Source organism: Mesorhizobium sp. WSM4308, assembly GCF_002294905.1.
GTDB lineage: Bacteria > Pseudomonadota > Alphaproteobacteria > Rhizobiales > Rhizobiaceae > Mesorhizobium.
Map to the genome: position 1 here is coordinate 160,536 of NZ_NSFW01000001.1, position 16,570 is coordinate 177,105.

A 16,570-nucleotide genomic window follows, 5' to 3' on the forward strand; every position below is an offset into this window, starting at 1 on the left:
CATGGCTGGTATCAACGAGAGCCGTTCCTTCATTCCGGTGCGTATCGCGGTGCTGACGGTTTCGGACACGCGCGGCCTTGCAGACGACAAATCCGGACAGACGCTGGCCGACCGCATCACCGAGGCCGGTCACATCCTGGCCGCTCGCGACATCGTCACCGACGACCGCGACAAGATCCGCGACAGGGTGCTGGCATGGTCGCGGGACAAGGCCATCGATGTCGTCATCACCACCGGCGGCACCGGCTTTACCGGGCGCGACGTGACACCGGAGGCGCTGGAGCCAATCTTCGAAAAGCGGATGGACGGCTTTTCGGAAGTGTTCCACCGCATTTCCTACGACAAGATCGGCACCTCGACGATCCAGAGCCGGGCGACCGGCGGCGTCGTCAACGCCACCTTCGTCTTCGTGCTGCCGGGCTCGCCCGGCGCCTGCAAGGATGCCTGGGATGGCATCCTCAAGGGGCAGCTCGACTACCGCCACATGCCCTGCAACTTCGTCGAGATCATGCCGCGCCTGGACGAACATCTGCGGCGCGGGAAGTCGGCTCCGTAAGAGCTGAGGGCAAAGCCCGGGTTTCACGCCGCGCTTGGAAGGCAGAACGGCGTCAGTGCCTTCCAAAAGCCATTCCAAACCGGATGCCGGAGAAAGTACCTTCTCGTGGAAGGCCGATCACGACCCAGGAAGATACGATGAACGAGCATGCCGGCGGGTGCCATTGCGGCAACATACGACTTCGATTTTCAACCAATATCGACCCCTCGCAAATCGAGGTCCGCGCCTGCCAATGTTCTTTCTGCACCAAACATGGCTCGCGCGCCGTCGCCGATCCGGACGGCAGGCTGACCGTCTTGATCAAGGACGAAGCCCAATTGCACAGATATCGGTTCGGCCTGCGTACAGCCGACTATTTGATCTGCCGGGACTGCGGTGTCTACGTCGCGGCGATCACCACCGATGACGGTGATTCAAGGGCGATCGCCATCGTCAATGCCCTGGACGACCGGTTGAAGTTCAGCCGCGAACCAGTCGCCGTGGACTATGATGCCGAGAGCAGGGAAAGCCGCATTGCCCGGCGACAGGTGCGGTGGATGCAGGTGGAGATCCGGTTCGCCTTTACCGAATAACCGGTTCGCCATGAAAGCGCCGGCGCGAGGGGCGTGAGACGCCGAAGCCGACTTCCATCATCAGCCGCGGCGTGCGCGTCGGCACGGTGCCCATGTGAAAGCCGAACGGATCCTCGACGAAGCCGAGGCCGGCTTCGCCGGTCAGCGTCACCGGGCTGTGCTCGCCATAGACGTCCAGCACCTCCTGGGCGGGATGGCCGACCAGCAGGGTCAACTGATGCTTGATGGCGCGGCGCCTGTGGCTGCCCCTGACATAGACATGCGGACCGGTGTCGGCATCGACCGGCTTGAGGTAGAAGAAGAACTTCAGCATGCGCCAGTCGTCGAGGTCGAAATGATACTTGCCGAGCGAGGCAAGGTTCTTGTCGGCGTCCGAGGCCTTGCCGGTCGGAAAGCTCCACCAGACGCGCGTCGTGATCAGTTTCGCCTGAGCGCCGAGATAGTGCGCTGCAATGTCGAGAAGCAGCGGATCGCGCTGTATAGCGAGTGCCGCCGGGCAGTCGAGGATGCGCTCGAAATAGTGTCCGCTGAGCAGAGAGCGGCCCAGGCGTTTCTCGGCCTGCGCATGGTCGCCCGGCATGAATTCGAGACGGCGGTCGAAATTGCCGAAGCAAGGCTTGCGCCCCGCGAAATCCGCGATCTCTTCATGGATCTCCGGCGGCAGGACGAGGCCTGAAAACAGCCCGTCGGAACGCAGCGCATCGACCGCCGCCGCCCGCTCGACACCGGAAAACATCGTATCGCCGACATTGTCGGCAGGACGGGCGCGTTTTGCGCCCAACCAATGCATCCGACGCCCGGGCATGGTGCGCGCCAGCATGAACATCGGCAACCAGGCCGGGTTTTCGCGCAGGTCCGTGAGATAGGTCGGAATGCGCACGGCAATACGCCGCAGCAGGCTGCCGTTGCGCGCAATGGCCTCGAGACTGTCAGCACCGGAATTGTCAGGGGTTGAAAGCGTCATCGGGTCCTCTTCTTTGAGGGTGACACCGATGCCGCATCGGTGCCCACCACTCGCATGACCCAAACCCAATTCACCCACCTCGGGAAAGGCTAACCGGGCGTCAGATTTTGTGCAATGCACAATGAGCAGAGCAGGTGCAAAAAATCACTTCGGCGCGCGGTGTTGCTGCTTCGGCGGCGCCACCCAGATCTCAGCCTCGAGCTTCTTCGTCGCAAGGCCCCGCGCCAGCGCCTCGGCGCTGCTGGCACTCTTTGACAGCGATGCGGCCTGGCGCTTGCTGATCACCAGCCCGTCGGCGAGCGCACGGTTTCCCGAAAAGACCCTGGCCAGGAAAGGCGTGCGGCTGCCCCGCGCGCGCGAAAACCGCGCCGCCATGGTTTGCCTCGCCGTGTGGGCGACGACCGCGTCGGTCCAGCCCTCCACCAACCGCGCGCCCGGCTCCAGCAGCAACAGCCAATCACCCTTGGCCTGCCTTATCCCGGCGGCGATACCGCCGCTTGCCACATAGTGGCAGCCGGCATGGTCGGCGACATGATGCGTCTGGTCGTTGGAGCCGGTGTCGCAGACGACAACTTCGCGCACCACGCCCTCGACCGCGCCGCCAATCAGCGAGCCAAGCGTGCGGGCGAGAGCCTCCTCGTCATTGCGGGTTTCGATGAGAACACTGAGCATATTTAGCCGAATAGCGGAAAGCCGCGCACAGCGCCAGTTTTTGCGGCGCAGCATAAAAAGTTCTTGCTTTGTTCTCGTTGGCAAAATAGGAATAATTTCATGAACAGAGCGATTCGACACAACATGGACAGTCCCTGGGAGCGGGCCAAGATGGAACCGATCGTGCGTGCCGACATTGCAGCCTTCGGGGCAGGACGAGCCGAAATGGCCAATGCGATGATCGAGCAGAGTGGCATGCGCATCCGTCCGGACCGCAATCGCGGACGGTCGGCGGGCATCAATCCGTCCGGCCGCTTCGAACCGGTCAGCCGGCATGTCTTCGACGATGGCTGGAGTTCGCTGGAGGAACTGCCGCCGTTCAAGACCGAAGTGCAGGTGGAAAAGCCGCGCACCATCATCACCCGCAACGAATCGCCCGACATCTCCTTCGACCGGTCGATCAACCCCTATCGCGGCTGCGAACATGGCTGTGTCTATTGTTTCGCGCGGCCGACGCACGCCTTCATGGGCCTGTCGCCGGGACTGGATTTCGAATCCAAGCTGTTCGCCAAGCCGGATGCGGCGCGGCTGCTCGACAAGGAACTATCCAAGGACGGCTACCAGCCGCGCACCATCGCCATCGGCACCAACACCGATCCCTACCAGCCGATCGAGAAACAGTACCGGATCATGCGCGAGATCCTCGAAGTGCTGGAAGCGCGCGGCCATCCGGTCGGCATCGTCACCAAATCCGCCCTGGTGACGCGCGACATCGACATATTGTCGCGCATGGCCGAACGCGGACTGGCCAAGGTGGCGCTGTCGGTGACGACCATGGACCGCATGCTGGCCAGGACGATGGAGCCCCGCGCGTCGACGCCGACCAAGCGGCTCGAAGCGATCCGGCAACTCTCTGACGCCGGCATTCCGGCTTCGGTCATGGTGGCGCCGATCATCCCCGGCCTCACCGACCAGGAGATGGAGCGGATCCTCGATTCGGCCTACGCCGCCGGTGCGCGCGAGGCGGGTTATGTCGTGCTGCGCCTGCCGCTGGAGGTCAGCCCAATCTTCAAGGATTGGCTGCTGCGCCACTATCCCGACCGCTATCGCCACGTGATGTCGCTGATCCGGTCGATGCGTGACGGCAAGGATTACGATTCGGAATGGGGCAAGCGCATGAAGGGCGCCGGACCCTACGCCTGGCAGATCGGCCGGCGATTCGAGATCACCGCCAAGCGGCTCGGCCTCAATGCCGAACGGCGCACGTTGCGCACCGACCAGTTCATCGCCGCCGGAAAGGACCAGGAGCAGTTGATGCTGCTGTGAGACTGCAATTCGCGGCGGCGGTTTGAGCTGCCACGGCGCACAAAATCCCGTCCGGCCTGCCCCGGCCTGCAGACGGTGCCCTCCCGGTCCGGCGCCCCACCCGACCCGGAGGGACTTGCGGAGAATCGGAGCCGATGCGAACCTCGCCGCAACATGGCTCGCGCGCGTTCCGATTCTCCGCTTCTCTTCGAAATCGTCGAGAAACCCGATTTCTCCTTCGAAACGAAGGCGATGGCCGACGGGTTGTGGCCGGTCGCCGGGATGGACGAGGCTGGCCGCGGTCCTTTGGCCGGACCGGTGGTCGCGGCAGCGGTGGTGCTCGATCCCGCCAACATCCCCGAAGGCCTAGACGATTCCAAACGTCTCAGCCATTTGCAGCGCGAGGCGCTGTTCCTGCGCATTCTCGGCTCCGCGCAGGCGGTTTCGATGGCGTCGATCAGCGCCGAGGGCATCGACGGCAGCAACATCCTCAAGGCCAGCCTCGAGGCGATGCGCCGCGCTTTGGTCGGGCTGTCGGTTCGCCCGAAGCTCGCGCTTGCAGACGGCCGCGACGTGCCGCCCGGACTGCCATGCGATGGACGCGCGCTGATCAGGGGCGACCAGCGCTCGCAGTCGATCGCCGCTGCCTCCATCGTCGCCAAGGTGATGCGCGACCGCATGATGTGCGGCTGCGGCAGCCACCACGACCGCTACGGCTTCGAGGTCCATATGGGCTACGCCACGGCCCGGCACCGCACGGCGATCGAGATGCATGGCCCGGTGGCACGGCTGCACCGCGTTTCGTTCGCGCCGTTCAGGCTGGGCGGGGCTGAGGTGGTTGAGGAAGAGAGCCTTGCCGGGCTGGATTGAGCCGACAGCGACATAGCTGATCTCCCCCCTTGTGGGGGAGATGTCCGGCAGGACAGAGGGGGGCGCTGTCCAGCCGGGATATCGATCGATCCTACTCGGCTTCCTGAACATCTCCAGCCTAAGGCGGATTCAAAGTTGGCCAGAGGCAACCAAGGCCGGCATTCTTTGGCGCCCCCCTCTGCCCTGCCGGGCATCTCCCCCACAAGGGGGGAGATCGGCAGCGTTGGCCTCGGCGCTGAAACAAAAAAGGCCGCCAGGTTGCCCGGGCGGCCTTTTGATATCGAAATGTCAGCTCAGTTCAGCTTGGCCTTCACATCCGCGAGCGAAGCCTTGAACAGGTCGGCTCCGGCCTTGACGTCGACCTTGGCGGCGAGCAGCGCGCGGGCGGCTTCGACGGCGATGTCGACGGCGCTTGCGCGCACCTCGGCGACCGCGTCACGCTCGGCCTGACCGATCTTCTGCTCGGCAAGTGCCGTGCGCCGGGCGACATAGTCTTCGGTCTTCTTGTGCGCTTCGGTGGCGAGCATTTCGGCTTCGCGCTTGGCGGCCGCGACAATGTCGGCTGCCTCCTGCTCGGCTTCCTTGCGCTTCTTCTTGTACTGGCCGAGCAGTTGCTGGGCCTCGTCGCGCAGCTTGCGTGCCTCGTCGAGTTCGCTGCTGATCCTGGCAGCGCGGGCGTCGAGCGCCTTGGCGATAAGACCGGGCACCTTGATGTAGATGGCGACGCCCAGGAAGATGATCAGGGCAATCGTGGCCCAAAGCGTCGCGAGAGATGTAGCGTCCATGATGCGCTCCTCACCGGGCCACGGATTTGACCGCGGCCGCGATCTCGGCCTTGCTGGCCTTGCCGCCGACCAGGGCCTCGACGATCGCCGAGGCAGTGTCCTCGGCGATGCTGCCGACTTCCTTCATGGCGTTGGCCTTGATGGATGAAATGCGCGCCTCGGCCTCGCCAAGCTTCTCGTCGAGCGCGGCCTCGATCTTCTTGCGCGCGGTCTCGGCTTCCGCCTTGGCCGCATCCGCGGCCTGCTGGCCGATCGAGTTGGCGTTCTTCTTGGCTTCGGCCAGTTCCTGCTCGTAGGCAGCAACGGCGGCGTCGGCCTCGCCCTTCAACTTCGATGCCTGATCGAGGTCCTGGCTGATGCGATCGTTACGGACATCGATGATGCCGCCGACGCGCGGCACCACGACCTGCTTCAGGAAGAGGTAGAACAGCCCAAAAGTGATTGCCAGCCATAGAAGCTGCGACGGGAAGGTCGCAGGATCGAAGGGCGGAAATGCGCCATGCGCTTCGGCAGGCACGCTGGTACCGGAGTTCGTATCGGCTCCGGTCGCGGCATGGCTGGTATCGGCTGATGGCGCGGACTCTTGCGCGAAGGCAGATGTCACGAACATGGACTATCCCCAGATATCAGGCCCGCCTCTTGCGCGGCCGGCCTGTCCAATCTTCCCAAAGCCTGGCTCAGCCGAACAGGGCCAGCAGCGCGATGAGAAGCGAGAAGATGCCCAGAGCTTCGGTCACGGCGAAGCCGAAGATCAGGCGGCCGAACTGGCCATCAGCAGCCGACGGGTTGCGCAGCGCGCCCGACAGGTAGCTGCCGAAGATGTTGCCCAGGCCAATGCCCGCGCCACCCATGCCCAGGCAAGCGATGCCGGCGCCGATGTACTTTGCTGCTTCTGCGTCCATTTGTTCAACTCCTTTGGATCTGAAATTCCGTTGCGTTTCCATCCGGCGCCAATGTCCTTGGGCCGGAAACTCTTCCTCAATGCCCGGGATGCAGGGCGTCGTTGAGATACATGCAGGTCAACACCGCGAAGACGTAGGCCTGCAGGAAGGCGACCAGCAATTCAAGCGCCGTCAGCGCCACCGCCATGGCCAGCGGCAGGACCGAGCCCGCGACGCCGACCGCGCCGAGCGCGGAGAGGCTGACGACGAAGCCTGAAAACACCTTCAGGGTGATGTGACCGGCAAGCATGTTGGCAAACAGACGAACCGAGAGGCTGACCGGGCGCGAGACGAAGGAGATGACTTCGATCAGTACCACCAGCGGCAGCAGGAACACCGGCACGCCATGCGGCACGAACAGTTTCAGAAAGCCGAGGCCGTGCTTCATGAAGCCGTAGACCACCACGGTTCCGATCACCAAGGCGGCGAGGCCGAAGGTGACGATGATGTGGCTGGTGACGGTGAAGAAATAAGGAAACAGGCCCAGCAGATTTGCGACCAGCACGAACATGAACAGCGAGAACACGAAGGGGAAGAACTTCATGCCCTGCGTGCCGGCGGCATCGCGCAACATGTTGCCGACGAATTCATAGGCCATCTCGGAGATCGACTGCAGCCGGCCGGGAACCAGGCTGCGGCTCGATGTCGTGAGGAACAGGAACGCGGCTGCGACGACCACGGTCGCGACCATGAACAGTGCCGAATTCGTAAAGGACAGGTCGTAGCCGCCGATGTTAATCGGAACCAGCTTGATGATATGGAACTGGTGGATCGGATCGACCTTGTCAGCTGCCACGTTCTAACCCCGTCAATGCCGCGTACGGCCAAATTACCATTGCCGCGTGAGGGCGGCTATTTCCGAATGCCGCCTGAAAGGCGGTCATTTGCTGTCGTCCCGGCCAGAGCGTGATTTGTCGCCCTGTCCGAATTCTGCCACAACGCCTGCCGAACGCATGACATTGAGCACGCCGGCGCCAAAACCAAGCAGCAGGAAAACGATCAGACCCCACGGCGATGTCCCCGCCATACGGTCGATGATCCAGCCGATGCCGGCGCCCACCACCACGCCAGCGATAAATTCACTGGAGAGTTTGACCGCCTGGCCATATCCGGCCGCACTGCCCGCTTTCGCGTCGTCTTTCCCCTCAAGCCGGTTCGGCAGCCTTGTCGCAAGCGATGCTTCAAGTTCACGCCGACGTCGCTCAAGATCGTCGTCGCGGATGTCAGGTTCATGCTGCTTGCCGCGGCCGGTTTCTCCGGTTCCGTCTGGCCTGCTTTTATCGGCCATCGCAACCCCCCTGCCCGGTCAGACCGTCACCGTCCGTCCGCTTCTAAAGTCGCCGGCAACATAGTTAGAGGGTTTGCGCCCGTCAAGCCACGGGCGGAAGATCATTGCCATGTATTTTAAGCAATAAAATCAATTAATTAGCGAGGTGCGACATCGTGCCCGCCGCGATGATGGGGATGCGCTGCGCGAATCCTCCCGGCAATGGCTGCCTGGTCGAGCCTGCGGCCGATGGAAAAGACCATCGGCCGGCGAGCTCTCAACTCCAGCCGCCGCCATAGGTGCGGTAGAAGATGTGCAGGCCGATCTTCGTCATCTTCTGCATGGTGCGCGCCCAGCCCGGATGGACATATTGGGCATAGTAATGCGTCGACGATCCGACCTCGGGAATGAATATCTTGCCGGCGGTGACGGCCATGGCGATATCCTGCGCGGTCTTGTAGGCGGCCGGGCTGTCGATGCGCTTCCTCCTGCCGTCGCAGGCGAAGGAGAACTGGCAGCGGTTGAACCAGCTGTCGTTCTGATAGACGACGCCGCAGATCGAATTGGGATAGGCCGGATTGCGCACGCGGTTGAGGATGACCTGGGCAACGGCGGCCTGGCCGCGAACGGATTCGCTGCGCGCCTCGAAATAGATGCCGTTGGCCAGGCACTTTTGCTCAGGCTTGGAGAAGACGCTGGCCGGCAGCGGGTTCTGGATCCACCAATGGTCGCCCTTGGCCATCGGCGGAATGAAGCGGCCGCTGTTGGGCTGTTCATCCTGCAGCAGGGCTTCGAAGGGCGAGGCCTTGGCATAGTCTGGCTCGGATTGCGCATAGGCCGTCGCCAGAACATCGGGATGTTCGTTGTTGACCAGGGCGGCAAGCATGGCCGGCACGCCGGGATCCGGCTTCTTGTCCTCACGCGCATGGAATTCCGCGGCGATCTGGATTTCCTTGCCTTTGATCTGCGGCTTGGCAAAGGCCATTTTCAGGCCGCCGTCCATGCTCGGCCGCATCAAGGAGGAGGTCCGCTGGAAGATCGAACCGGCGTTGAAGTTCTTCGGCGGCGCAACGGGCGACACCTGGACGATGCGATCCTTCTTGTCGGCCCGCACCACGCGGTCCTCGTCGGGCGAGCCGCTGACCTTGCCGCCCTTGCCGCGAAACGAAACGTTGCCGACGCCAGCCAGGTGGATACCCGATCCGGAGATCGAGCCGGTGACGTCGGAATCGACGAAGGGCATCTCGGCGGCATGGGTCGAACCGGCGACGGATCTCTCGACATATGAATTCCAGCGCGCGGTCGGCGATTCGAGGCCGGAAACGAGGCTCGTCATGTCCTGGTAGGCGGCGACGGTCGGGAAGCCGATCCAGATGCCGAGGCCGATGATGAAAGGAGACACAAAATTGCGTTTCTTCTCACCGGCGGCGGCAGCAAGCCGCTTCAAGACGCGTCGATGCACGGAACTCTCTCCAGGAACGCTACTGACCCCACTGGAGAGCAAAATGATGCATTAACCTTGATGGGACGTTAACGGGATCGATCGGGTTTTCTCAGTCGGCTCAAGGTCGTGGTTTGGAAGTCGGGCGGTTTTGCGGCCGGGACGTTCAGGCCGGCCGCAGGAAGACGGGCCAGGCGACCAGCGCGCAGATGGCGGCCGACAACCATACGCCTGACCATGACCAGAGGTGCAGCAGTCCGGGGATGGCCACCGGCACCAGGAAGAAGCCGACGAAGACGAAGGTGTTGGCCAAGCTGAGCGCGGTTCCGACATGGCCGGCGCCGGCCAGCGTGGCAAGTTCGGTATAGGCGACGCCGTGCCAGGCGGAAACCGAGATACCCGCGACAATCAGCACCAAGGGAAGGACGGCAATCAGCAAGGACTGGCCGCCCGGCAATGTGGGGCTGGCCATGACCATCAGCCAAAGCACAGAGAAGGCCAAGCCGCTGAGCGCACTGCATGCGCGCAGAAGCTGGCGGCGGTTGCCATGGCGGTCGGTGAAGCGGCCGCTCCAGACGCGCATGACCATGGCGCCGATCTGCACGGCGGCGAGGCTCGCGCTGATCGCCGCCGTCCCCAGCCCGACGAAGTCGTGCAGGAAGACCGATGCGAAGGTGAGCACGGCCACCTGCGGGAAGCAGAGCAGGCCGATGGCGGTGGCGATGCGCCAGACCTCGATGTTGCGTAGCGGCGCCGGTCCGGCCACAGCCGACGCGACGACGTGCCCCGCCGTCGGCGGCTCATGCAGCCAGCGCCAGGCAAACAGCGCCGAGAGAGCGGAGACGCCGGCCAGCAGCGCGAACACCGCGGCAAAGCCGAAAGCTAAGGCGAGCGAAGGCAGGACAAGCGCGCCTAGGCCGCCGCCAAGTGGCACCGCCGTCTGCCTTATGCTCATGGCGAAACCGCGCTCGCTTTCCCGGAACCAGCCCATAATGGCTCGGCCGCTCGAGCCATTGACGCTGCCGCCGAGCAGGCCGGTGAGGAGCAGGCTTGCCGACAGGAGCATGACATCGGGAACGCCTGACCTTGTCGGCACGACGAGCATGGCCATGGCAAGGAGCCAGGCCGCCGTCGCGCCAAGCCCGATCAGCAGCACGCGGCGGTCGCCCCAGCGATCGGTGAGCAAGCCCCAGGGCAATTCGCTCAGCGCAACCCCCAGGCCGAGAAGGCCGAGTGCCAGGCCAAGTTCGGCATTGCTCAGGTGATAGCCCTGACGAAGCACGACCGCCGTTGCCGGTATGCCGGAGAAGGTGGCCGAGAAGCTGGCGTTCGCGGCGACACCGATGCCCAGGACCTTCCAGCGGTGGCCAGGGCTGAATACCCTTCCGGCAGGGCCGGCAGCACTGCCTCCCAGGGGTTTTTGCGTGTCTTGGTCGGTGCAGTCGACAATGGAGGACATGGTTTCATTCCCGTGGTGGTCCAGTCGCGTGGATCTTGACGGCATTTCCCTAGCGCCATAAGTTCATCCTTAAAATCAGGAAGTTTTTGATTATTGATCCTGAAAAACAGGACGTTTCCATGCGACGCGTGACCTTCGACCTCGACGTTCTCCGCAGTTTCGTCACCGGCATGGAGCTGGGCAGCTTTGCCAAGGCCGCCGACCGGCTTGGCCGGTCGACCTCGGCGGTCAGCGCGCAATTGAAGAAACTGGAGGAGCAGGCAGCGACGCCGATCTTCCGCAAATCGGGGCGTGGGCTGGCCTTGACGGAGGCCGGCGAGACCATGCTCGGCTATGCGCGCCGGCTGCTCGAGCTGAATGACGAGGCGGCGGCGGCGATCCATGATGTCGAACTGGAAGGCTGGGTGCGGCTCGGCCTGCAGGAGGATTTTGGCGAAGCGGTGCTACCGGATGTGCTCGGTCGCTTCGCCCGTGCCCACCCCAAGGTCAAGATCGAGGCCAGGATCGCGCGCAGCCACGAGCTTGCCGAAAGGGTGATGTCAGGCAGCCTCGACATCGCGCTCGCCTGGCATAGCGGCCAGACGCTGCCCTACAGCGAGCATGTCGCCGATGTTCCCATGCGCTGGATCGGCCCGGCAAGGCGCATCGAGACCAGCCTGCGCGACGGCGAACCGCTGCCGCTGGTGGCGCTCGAGGCGCCATGCCTGTTGCGCACGGTTGCGACCGAGACGCTCGATCGCGCCGGGCTGCCCTGGCGCATGGCCTTCTCCAGCCCGAGCCTCGGCGGCATCTGGGCGGCCGTGGCGGCTGGCCTGGGGCTGACGATCCGCACCGATGTCGGCCTGCCGGCCAGCGTCAGCGCGATGACGCCGGAGATTGCCGGTCTGCCGGCACTGCCCAAGATGGCGCTCTTTCTGCACCGCCGGGATGCCGAACCCGAGCCGGTGGCGGCCCGCCTCGCCGCCATATTGCTGGAGGCGGCGCGGCAGGCCTTGCCGGGCAATGCGGGGACTACCGGCCTGCGTGCGGTCGCCTGATCGGACGAGCACTGAGGCTCAGCCGCGCTTCTTGGCCCGGCCGGCGAACGGATTGTCGGAGGTGCGCAGCGCAATGCGGATCGGCACGCCCGGCATGTCGAAGGCTTCGCGCAGGCTGTTGGAGAGATAGCGCACATAGGATTGCGGCATCGCATCCGGACGCGAGCACTGGACCACGAAGCCCGGCGGCCGGGTCTTGGCCTGGGTGACGTACTTGACCTTGAGCCGGCGCCCGGCAACGGCGGGCGGCGGATGATGCGCCAGTATGGCTTCGAGCCAGCGGTTGAGCTTGCCGGTCGAGACGCGGCTGTTCCAGACCTTGTGGGTTCTGAGAACCGCATCCATCAGCTTGTCGAGGCCGCGCCCGGTTTCGGCCGAGACCGGCACCGCCTGGATGCCGCGCACCTGCGGCAGCAGCCGCTCGGTCTTCTCGCGCAGTTCCGCCAGCAGTTCCTGCGGATGATCGATGAGGTCCCATTTGTTGAAGGCGATTACCGGCGCCCTTCCCTCGCGGATGATCAGGTCGGCGATCTGCAGATCCTGCTTCTCGAAGGGAATGGTGGCATCGAGTACGATGATGACGATCTCGGCGAAGCGGATGGCGCGCAAGCCGTCCTGCACCGACATCACTTCCAGCTTTTCGTGGATCCTCGCCTTGCGGCGCATGCCGGCCGTGTCGAACAGCTTCAGCCGGCGGCCGTGCCAATCCCAGTCGACCGAGATCGAATCGCGGGTGATGCCGGCTTCTGGTCCGGTCAGCAGCCGCTCCTCGCCGATCAGCGCATTGATCAGCGTCGACTTGCCGGCGTTCGGGCGGCCGACGACGGCGATGCGCATCGGCTTGGTTTCGTCGTAAGCGTGCACATCCTCGGCGTCGGGGTCGGCAATATCCTCGCCGATCAGCACCTCGGTGGCGGCGATCTCGTCGTCTTCGCCCTCTTCGTCCTCACCGAAAGCGCGCCCCTCGCCGAGTGCCGCGATCACCGCATCGCGCAGATCGGGCATGCCCTGGCCATGTTCGGCGGAAACCGGGATCGGCTCGCCAAGTCCAAGCTCCCAGGCTTCCAGCATGCCGCCCTGCGCGCCCTTGGCCTCGGCCTTGTTGGCGACCAGTACGACCGGCTTGCCGGACTTGCGCACGATCTCGGCGAAGGTCCTATCATCCGGCAGCAGGCCGGACTTGGCGTCGATGGTGAAGAAGATCAGGTCGGCTTCGTGGATGGCGATCTCGGTCTGCGCGCGCATGCGACCGGGCAAGGTCGATGCGCCGGCGTCCTCGAAACCGGCGGTGTCGATGACGTCGAAATGCAGATCGTAAAGCTTGGCGGCATGGACGCGACGGTCGCGGGTGACGCCCGGCGTGTCGTCGACAAGCGCGAGCTTCCTTCCCACCAGCCGATTGAAAAGGGTCGATTTGCCGACGTTAGGTCTGCCGATGATGGCGACTTTGAAGGTCATACGGTCCTACAATCATGCATGTCGTTGTCCCAAAACCGCTGCGCACTTTTGGGCGACATGCATTTACGAGGCATTGCCCGAGCCGCGGATCAGCTCGGACATCAGCGTTGCCCGCTCGCGGATGTTGCGCGGGGCGCCGTCATCGGCGGCGATCTGGTCGAACAGTTTCAACGCGTCCTGGGTCTTGCCTTCCTTCCAGGCGGCAAGGCCGAGCGCCTCGCGCGCCGTGTGGCGCAGCGTGTTGGTGTCCGATGTCAGCGCCTCGACGCGGCTGGACACGTCGGCGAAGGAGCCGTGGTCGACGAGCAGCAGCGCTGCCCTGAGCCGCGCCATGTCGCGAATGCCCTGGGGGATGGCGGTGTCGGCGGCGACATCGTCGAAATCCTTGACGGCGCCAGCAGCGTCGCCCTTGCTCGCCTTGACGGTGGCGGCACGCATGCGGGCAAGCAGCGGATAGGCGCCGTAGCCATCCTTTTCCAGCTGGTCGAGCGCGGCCAGCGCCTCGTCGTTCTTGCCGTCATTGGCCAGTTTCAAGGCCTGCGAGAAGGCATCGCCGGAGCGGTTGGCGCGCGTCTCGTCCCAATAGCGATAGCCGACGAAGGCGGCGGTGCCGAGCACCACGAGGATGGCGATGACGAGCAAGGCCGGGCCGAAACGGTCCCACAGCTTCTGCGCCTGCTCGCGACGCATCTCGTCGTTGACTTCACGGATAAAACTGTCGTCGGACATCAATCAAAACCATTCCTGCCCCGGGCCGGGGCGGTTCATGAGCCCGCGTTTTAGCGAAATTTTGTCGGCATGGAAGGGGTTCGGCCTGAAAATCGCCTATTCCCACCGGGCAAACGGATGTTTGCCCAGGCAAACCGGCAGAAAGCCCAATCGCACCCATGCCACATTTCGGGGATAGCCGGCTTGCTGACCGCCCGGAGCCTGTAAGTTTGCCGATGCCTTGTTTGTCCCGCGTTGCCGCGTTTTCGCTTGTCTCCCTCGCCACCGCCGGCGTGGCCCTGGCCGATCCGCCCGCGCCGCCAATGCCGGCAAAACCGAAGCAGATGGTGATCATCTCCTTCGACAGCGCCCGCGACATCTCGCAGTGGAAGCGCAGCCGGGCGCTGGCGCAGCGCACCGGCGCGCATTTCACCTATTTTCTCTCCTGCGTCTTCCTGCTGTCGCAGGAGACACGCCAGGAATACACCGCACCAGGCAAAACGGCCGGCAAATCCAACATCGGCTTTGCCGCTTCCAAGCAGGAAGTGGCCGAGCGGCTCGAGCAGATCGGCCTTGCCACGCATGAAGGCCACGATATCGCCAGCCATGCCTGCGGCCATTTCGACGGCAAGGACTGGAGCAAGGCCGACTGGCTGAAAGAATTCGCCTCGTTCGAACACATTTTAGAGAATGCCTATGCAATCAACGGCATCGCGCCTGAGCCCGCTGGCTGGCGCGACTTCGCACGGCATGCCGTGATCGGTTTCCGCGCGCCGTATCTGTCGGCCAGCAAGGCGCTTTACGAGGCCTTGCCCGCCGCCGGCTACGAGTTCGACGCCAGCGGCGTCTCGCAAGGTCCTGCCCAGCCGCCGACCGTCGGCGGCATCACCCGCTTTTCACTGCCGCAGATCCCGGAAGGACCGAAATCCAGGCCGGTAATCGCCATGGATTACAATCTCTATGTCAGGCATTCCGGCGGTTTCGAGCGGCCGAGCATGGCGGACGAGTTCGCTAACCGGACCTATCAGGCCTTTCGCGCCGCCTTCGACGCGCAGTATCAGGGCAAGCGCATTCCGCTGGAACTCGGCTTCCACTTCACGCTGATGAATGACGGCGCCTACTGGAACGCCCTGGAGCGCTTTGCCGGCGAGGTCTGCGTCAAGGCCGATGTCGAATGCATCAGCTTTCGCGACTACGTTTCGCGGCAGTCTGCCGGCCAGAAGCAGGCCTCGGTTGGCGGCTGAGCCGCCAACCCGGTTCGATTTCCAAACCCTCAGATTTCTAGGCCGGATCCTCGGCGCCCTGCCTTGCCAGATAGCGCCGATCGATATCGGGCAAAGGCTCGCCCAGCAGCGTCGCCTCGAAAGCGCGCAGGCGCTTGTGGACCGATTGCAGCTCGACAATGGTCGACCACGAGGTGAGCAGGAATTGCAGCGAACCCGTCACCTTGCCGAAGGCGTTCGAGATCTGGTTCAGCGCGCCGAACGTTATCTTGTGCGCGACCAGCGACGGACCCAGGATCAGCAGCGAGAAGATGTTGTCGGCCTGCAGGTAGGTGTACCGGACGACGTTGAAATAGATGTAGTGGAAATAGAGCCTGAAATAATTGTGCCGGACATTGGCGAACAGTTCGGCGGTGGTGGCAGGCTGTGCACGGTCGGCATGATCCTCACCGTATACCAGTTCCTTACGGTAAGCGGCTTCGACGCGCTGGTTGCGGAACTGCAACCCCGGAAGTTTCAGGCCGGCAATCATCACGGAGATCGTTCCGAACAGACACCAGGCCAGCGCCGCGACCACCAGGGGCTGCGGGATCGCGCCGACGATCGGCAATTCGCTGATATGGGCCTGCAGCTGGATCATCACTGGCAGGAAAGCGATCAAGGTCATGATCGACTGGACGAAGCTGGAGCCGAGATCTTCCATGATCTGCGAAAACCGCATCGTGTCTTCCTGGATGCGCTGCGAAGCACCCTCAATATGGCGCAGCCTGGTCCAGTTCTCGATGAAGTAGTTGTTCATCGCCGTGCGCCAGCGGAATATCCAATGGCTGACGATAAAGGCATTGACCACCTGCACATTCATGCCGACCAGCGCGAGCCAGGAAAAGTCGGCCAGCCCGGTATAAAATTCACCGTTGGTCGATTTTCCGGTCCCTGACATCAGCCCCTGCACATAGTCGAAGAAAGGCCCGTACCAGGCGTTGACGGCGACACTTACCTGCACATTGAAATAGATGAAGAACAGGATGACCGCCGTCATCAGGATCGACCAGCGCTGCCACGGATGCGGCGAATACCAACTCCAGAATGCGTAGAAGATGGCCACGCAGGCCACGAAATAGATGTAGAACCAGAGGAACGGCTTCGACACGAGAACAGCGATGCCGATGATGGGCGGCGCATCGGCGGCGGCGGCTGGCAGGCCGAAAACGGCGCCCAATTGCTCACCGCCGAAAAACCAGAACAGGATTGCCGCAAGGCTCCAAATGGCGGCCGAAGAGAAAAAGAGCTTCGGCTGCGGGAAGAAGGATACGAACACTGTGGCGAATTCCTT

18 protein-coding genes are annotated in these 16,570 nt (G+C 63.6%); 6 read left to right on the top strand and 12 right to left on the bottom strand.

The window, feature by feature from the left end; translation table 11 throughout:
- Nucleotide 1: 1 nt before the first annotated feature.
- Nucleotides 2-556 carry a molybdenum cofactor biosynthesis protein B gene (moaB, locus tag CK227_RS00765; RefSeq protein ID WP_095771075.1) on the top strand — a complete coding sequence of 185 codons (555 nt, stop codon included), beginning with the start codon at nt 2-4 and terminating at the stop codon, nt 554-556.
- A gap of 137 nt (nt 557-693) precedes the next feature.
- The gene (locus CK227_RS37020) at nt 694-1,128 is read left to right on the top strand and encodes an aldehyde-activating protein (protein ID WP_095771076.1); all 435 of its coding nucleotides are present in this window, start codon (nt 694-696) and stop codon (nt 1,126-1,128) included.
- On the opposite strand, the gene CK227_RS00775 is transcribed toward CK227_RS37020, so the two are convergent.
- The gene (locus CK227_RS00775; protein WP_095771077.1) at nt 1,118-2,092 is read right to left on the bottom strand and encodes a hypothetical protein; all 975 of its coding nucleotides are present in this window, start codon (nt 2,090-2,092) and stop codon (nt 1,118-1,120) included. The genes CK227_RS37020 and CK227_RS00775 overlap by 11 nt on opposite strands.
- A 144-nt stretch (nt 2,093-2,236) precedes the next feature.
- Entirely contained in the window at nt 2,237-2,764 is a 528-nt protein-coding gene (locus CK227_RS00780) for a glycosyltransferase (RefSeq protein ID WP_095771078.1), read from the bottom strand.
- A gap of 150 nt (nt 2,765-2,914) precedes the next feature.
- Between CK227_RS00780 and CK227_RS00785 the strand changes: the two genes are divergently transcribed.
- Nucleotides 2,915-4,069, top strand: coding sequence for a PA0069 family radical SAM protein (locus tag CK227_RS00785; protein ID WP_143750479.1), 1,155 nt, complete (start codon nt 2,915-2,917; stop codon nt 4,067-4,069).
- A 153-nt stretch (nt 4,070-4,222) separates the two neighbouring features.
- Nucleotides 4,223-4,918, top strand: a complete 696-nt coding sequence (locus CK227_RS00790) for a ribonuclease HII (protein WP_095771080.1) — start codon at nt 4,223-4,225, stop codon at nt 4,916-4,918.
- A 293-nt stretch (nt 4,919-5,211) separates the two neighbouring features.
- On the opposite strand, the gene CK227_RS00795 is transcribed toward CK227_RS00790, so the two are convergent.
- The 7 genes from CK227_RS00795 to CK227_RS00825 all read right to left on the bottom strand — a co-directional run bounded on the left by CK227_RS00795 (nt 5,212) and on the right by CK227_RS00825 (nt 10,811).
- Nucleotides 5,212-5,703: a F0F1 ATP synthase subunit B gene (locus CK227_RS00795; protein WP_019856926.1), complete on the bottom strand. Its 492-nt coding sequence runs from the start codon at nt 5,701-5,703 to the stop codon at nt 5,212-5,214.
- 10 nt (nt 5,704-5,713) lie between these two features.
- On the bottom strand, nt 5,714-6,313 hold the full coding sequence (locus tag CK227_RS00800; RefSeq protein WP_095771081.1) for a F0F1 ATP synthase subunit B: 600 nt from the start codon (nt 6,311-6,313) through the stop codon (nt 5,714-5,716).
- A 67-nt stretch (nt 6,314-6,380) separates the two neighbouring features.
- Entirely contained in the window at nt 6,381-6,605 is a 225-nt protein-coding gene (locus CK227_RS00805) for a F0F1 ATP synthase subunit C (RefSeq protein WP_013896722.1), read from the bottom strand.
- A gap of 76 nt (nt 6,606-6,681) precedes the next feature.
- Complete coding sequence (locus CK227_RS00810) at nt 6,682-7,440, bottom strand: F0F1 ATP synthase subunit A (protein ID WP_019856924.1); 759 nt, start codon at nt 7,438-7,440, stop codon at nt 6,682-6,684.
- Between the two features lie 84 nt (nt 7,441-7,524).
- Nucleotides 7,525-7,932, bottom strand: a complete 408-nt coding sequence (locus CK227_RS00815) for an AtpZ/AtpI family protein (RefSeq protein WP_010914825.1) — start codon at nt 7,930-7,932, stop codon at nt 7,525-7,527.
- 256 nt (nt 7,933-8,188) lie between these two features.
- Nucleotides 8,189-9,373: a cell wall hydrolase gene (locus tag CK227_RS00820; protein WP_095771082.1), complete on the bottom strand. Its 1,185-nt coding sequence runs from the start codon at nt 9,371-9,373 to the stop codon at nt 8,189-8,191.
- A 145-nt stretch (nt 9,374-9,518) separates the two neighbouring features.
- Nucleotides 9,519-10,811 (bottom strand): MFS transporter, encoded by a 1,293-nt coding sequence (locus CK227_RS00825; RefSeq protein ID WP_095771083.1) that lies wholly within the window; start codon nt 10,809-10,811, stop codon nt 9,519-9,521.
- A 119-nt stretch (nt 10,812-10,930) separates the two neighbouring features.
- On the opposite strand from CK227_RS00825, the gene CK227_RS00830 reads away from it, so the two are divergent.
- Nucleotides 10,931-11,848, top strand: a complete 918-nt coding sequence (locus CK227_RS00830) for a LysR substrate-binding domain-containing protein (protein WP_095771084.1) — start codon at nt 10,931-10,933, stop codon at nt 11,846-11,848.
- Nucleotides 11,849-11,866: 18 nt separating this feature from the next.
- Here the strand turns inward: CK227_RS00830 and der are convergent, their stop codons facing one another.
- Together der and CK227_RS00840 are read right to left on the bottom strand one after the other, a co-directional pair.
- Entirely contained in the window at nt 11,867-13,306 is a 1,440-nt protein-coding gene (gene der / locus CK227_RS00835) for a ribosome biogenesis GTPase Der (RefSeq protein ID WP_095771085.1), read from the bottom strand.
- A 63-nt stretch (nt 13,307-13,369) separates the two neighbouring features.
- On the bottom strand, nt 13,370-14,035 hold the full coding sequence (locus CK227_RS00840; protein WP_095771086.1) for a tetratricopeptide repeat protein: 666 nt from the start codon (nt 14,033-14,035) through the stop codon (nt 13,370-13,372).
- 215 nt (nt 14,036-14,250) lie between these two features.
- On the opposite strand from CK227_RS00840, the gene CK227_RS00845 reads away from it, so the two are divergent.
- Nucleotides 14,251-15,258 (top strand): polysaccharide deacetylase, encoded by a 1,008-nt coding sequence (locus CK227_RS00845; protein WP_095771087.1) that lies wholly within the window; start codon nt 14,251-14,253, stop codon nt 15,256-15,258.
- A gap of 37 nt (nt 15,259-15,295) precedes the next feature.
- Here CK227_RS00845 and sbmA read toward each other — a convergent pair whose 3' ends face one another.
- Complete coding sequence (sbmA, locus tag CK227_RS00850; protein WP_095771088.1) at nt 15,296-16,555, bottom strand: peptide antibiotic transporter SbmA; 1,260 nt, start codon at nt 16,553-16,555, stop codon at nt 15,296-15,298.
- Nucleotides 16,556-16,570 lie beyond the last annotated feature (15 nt).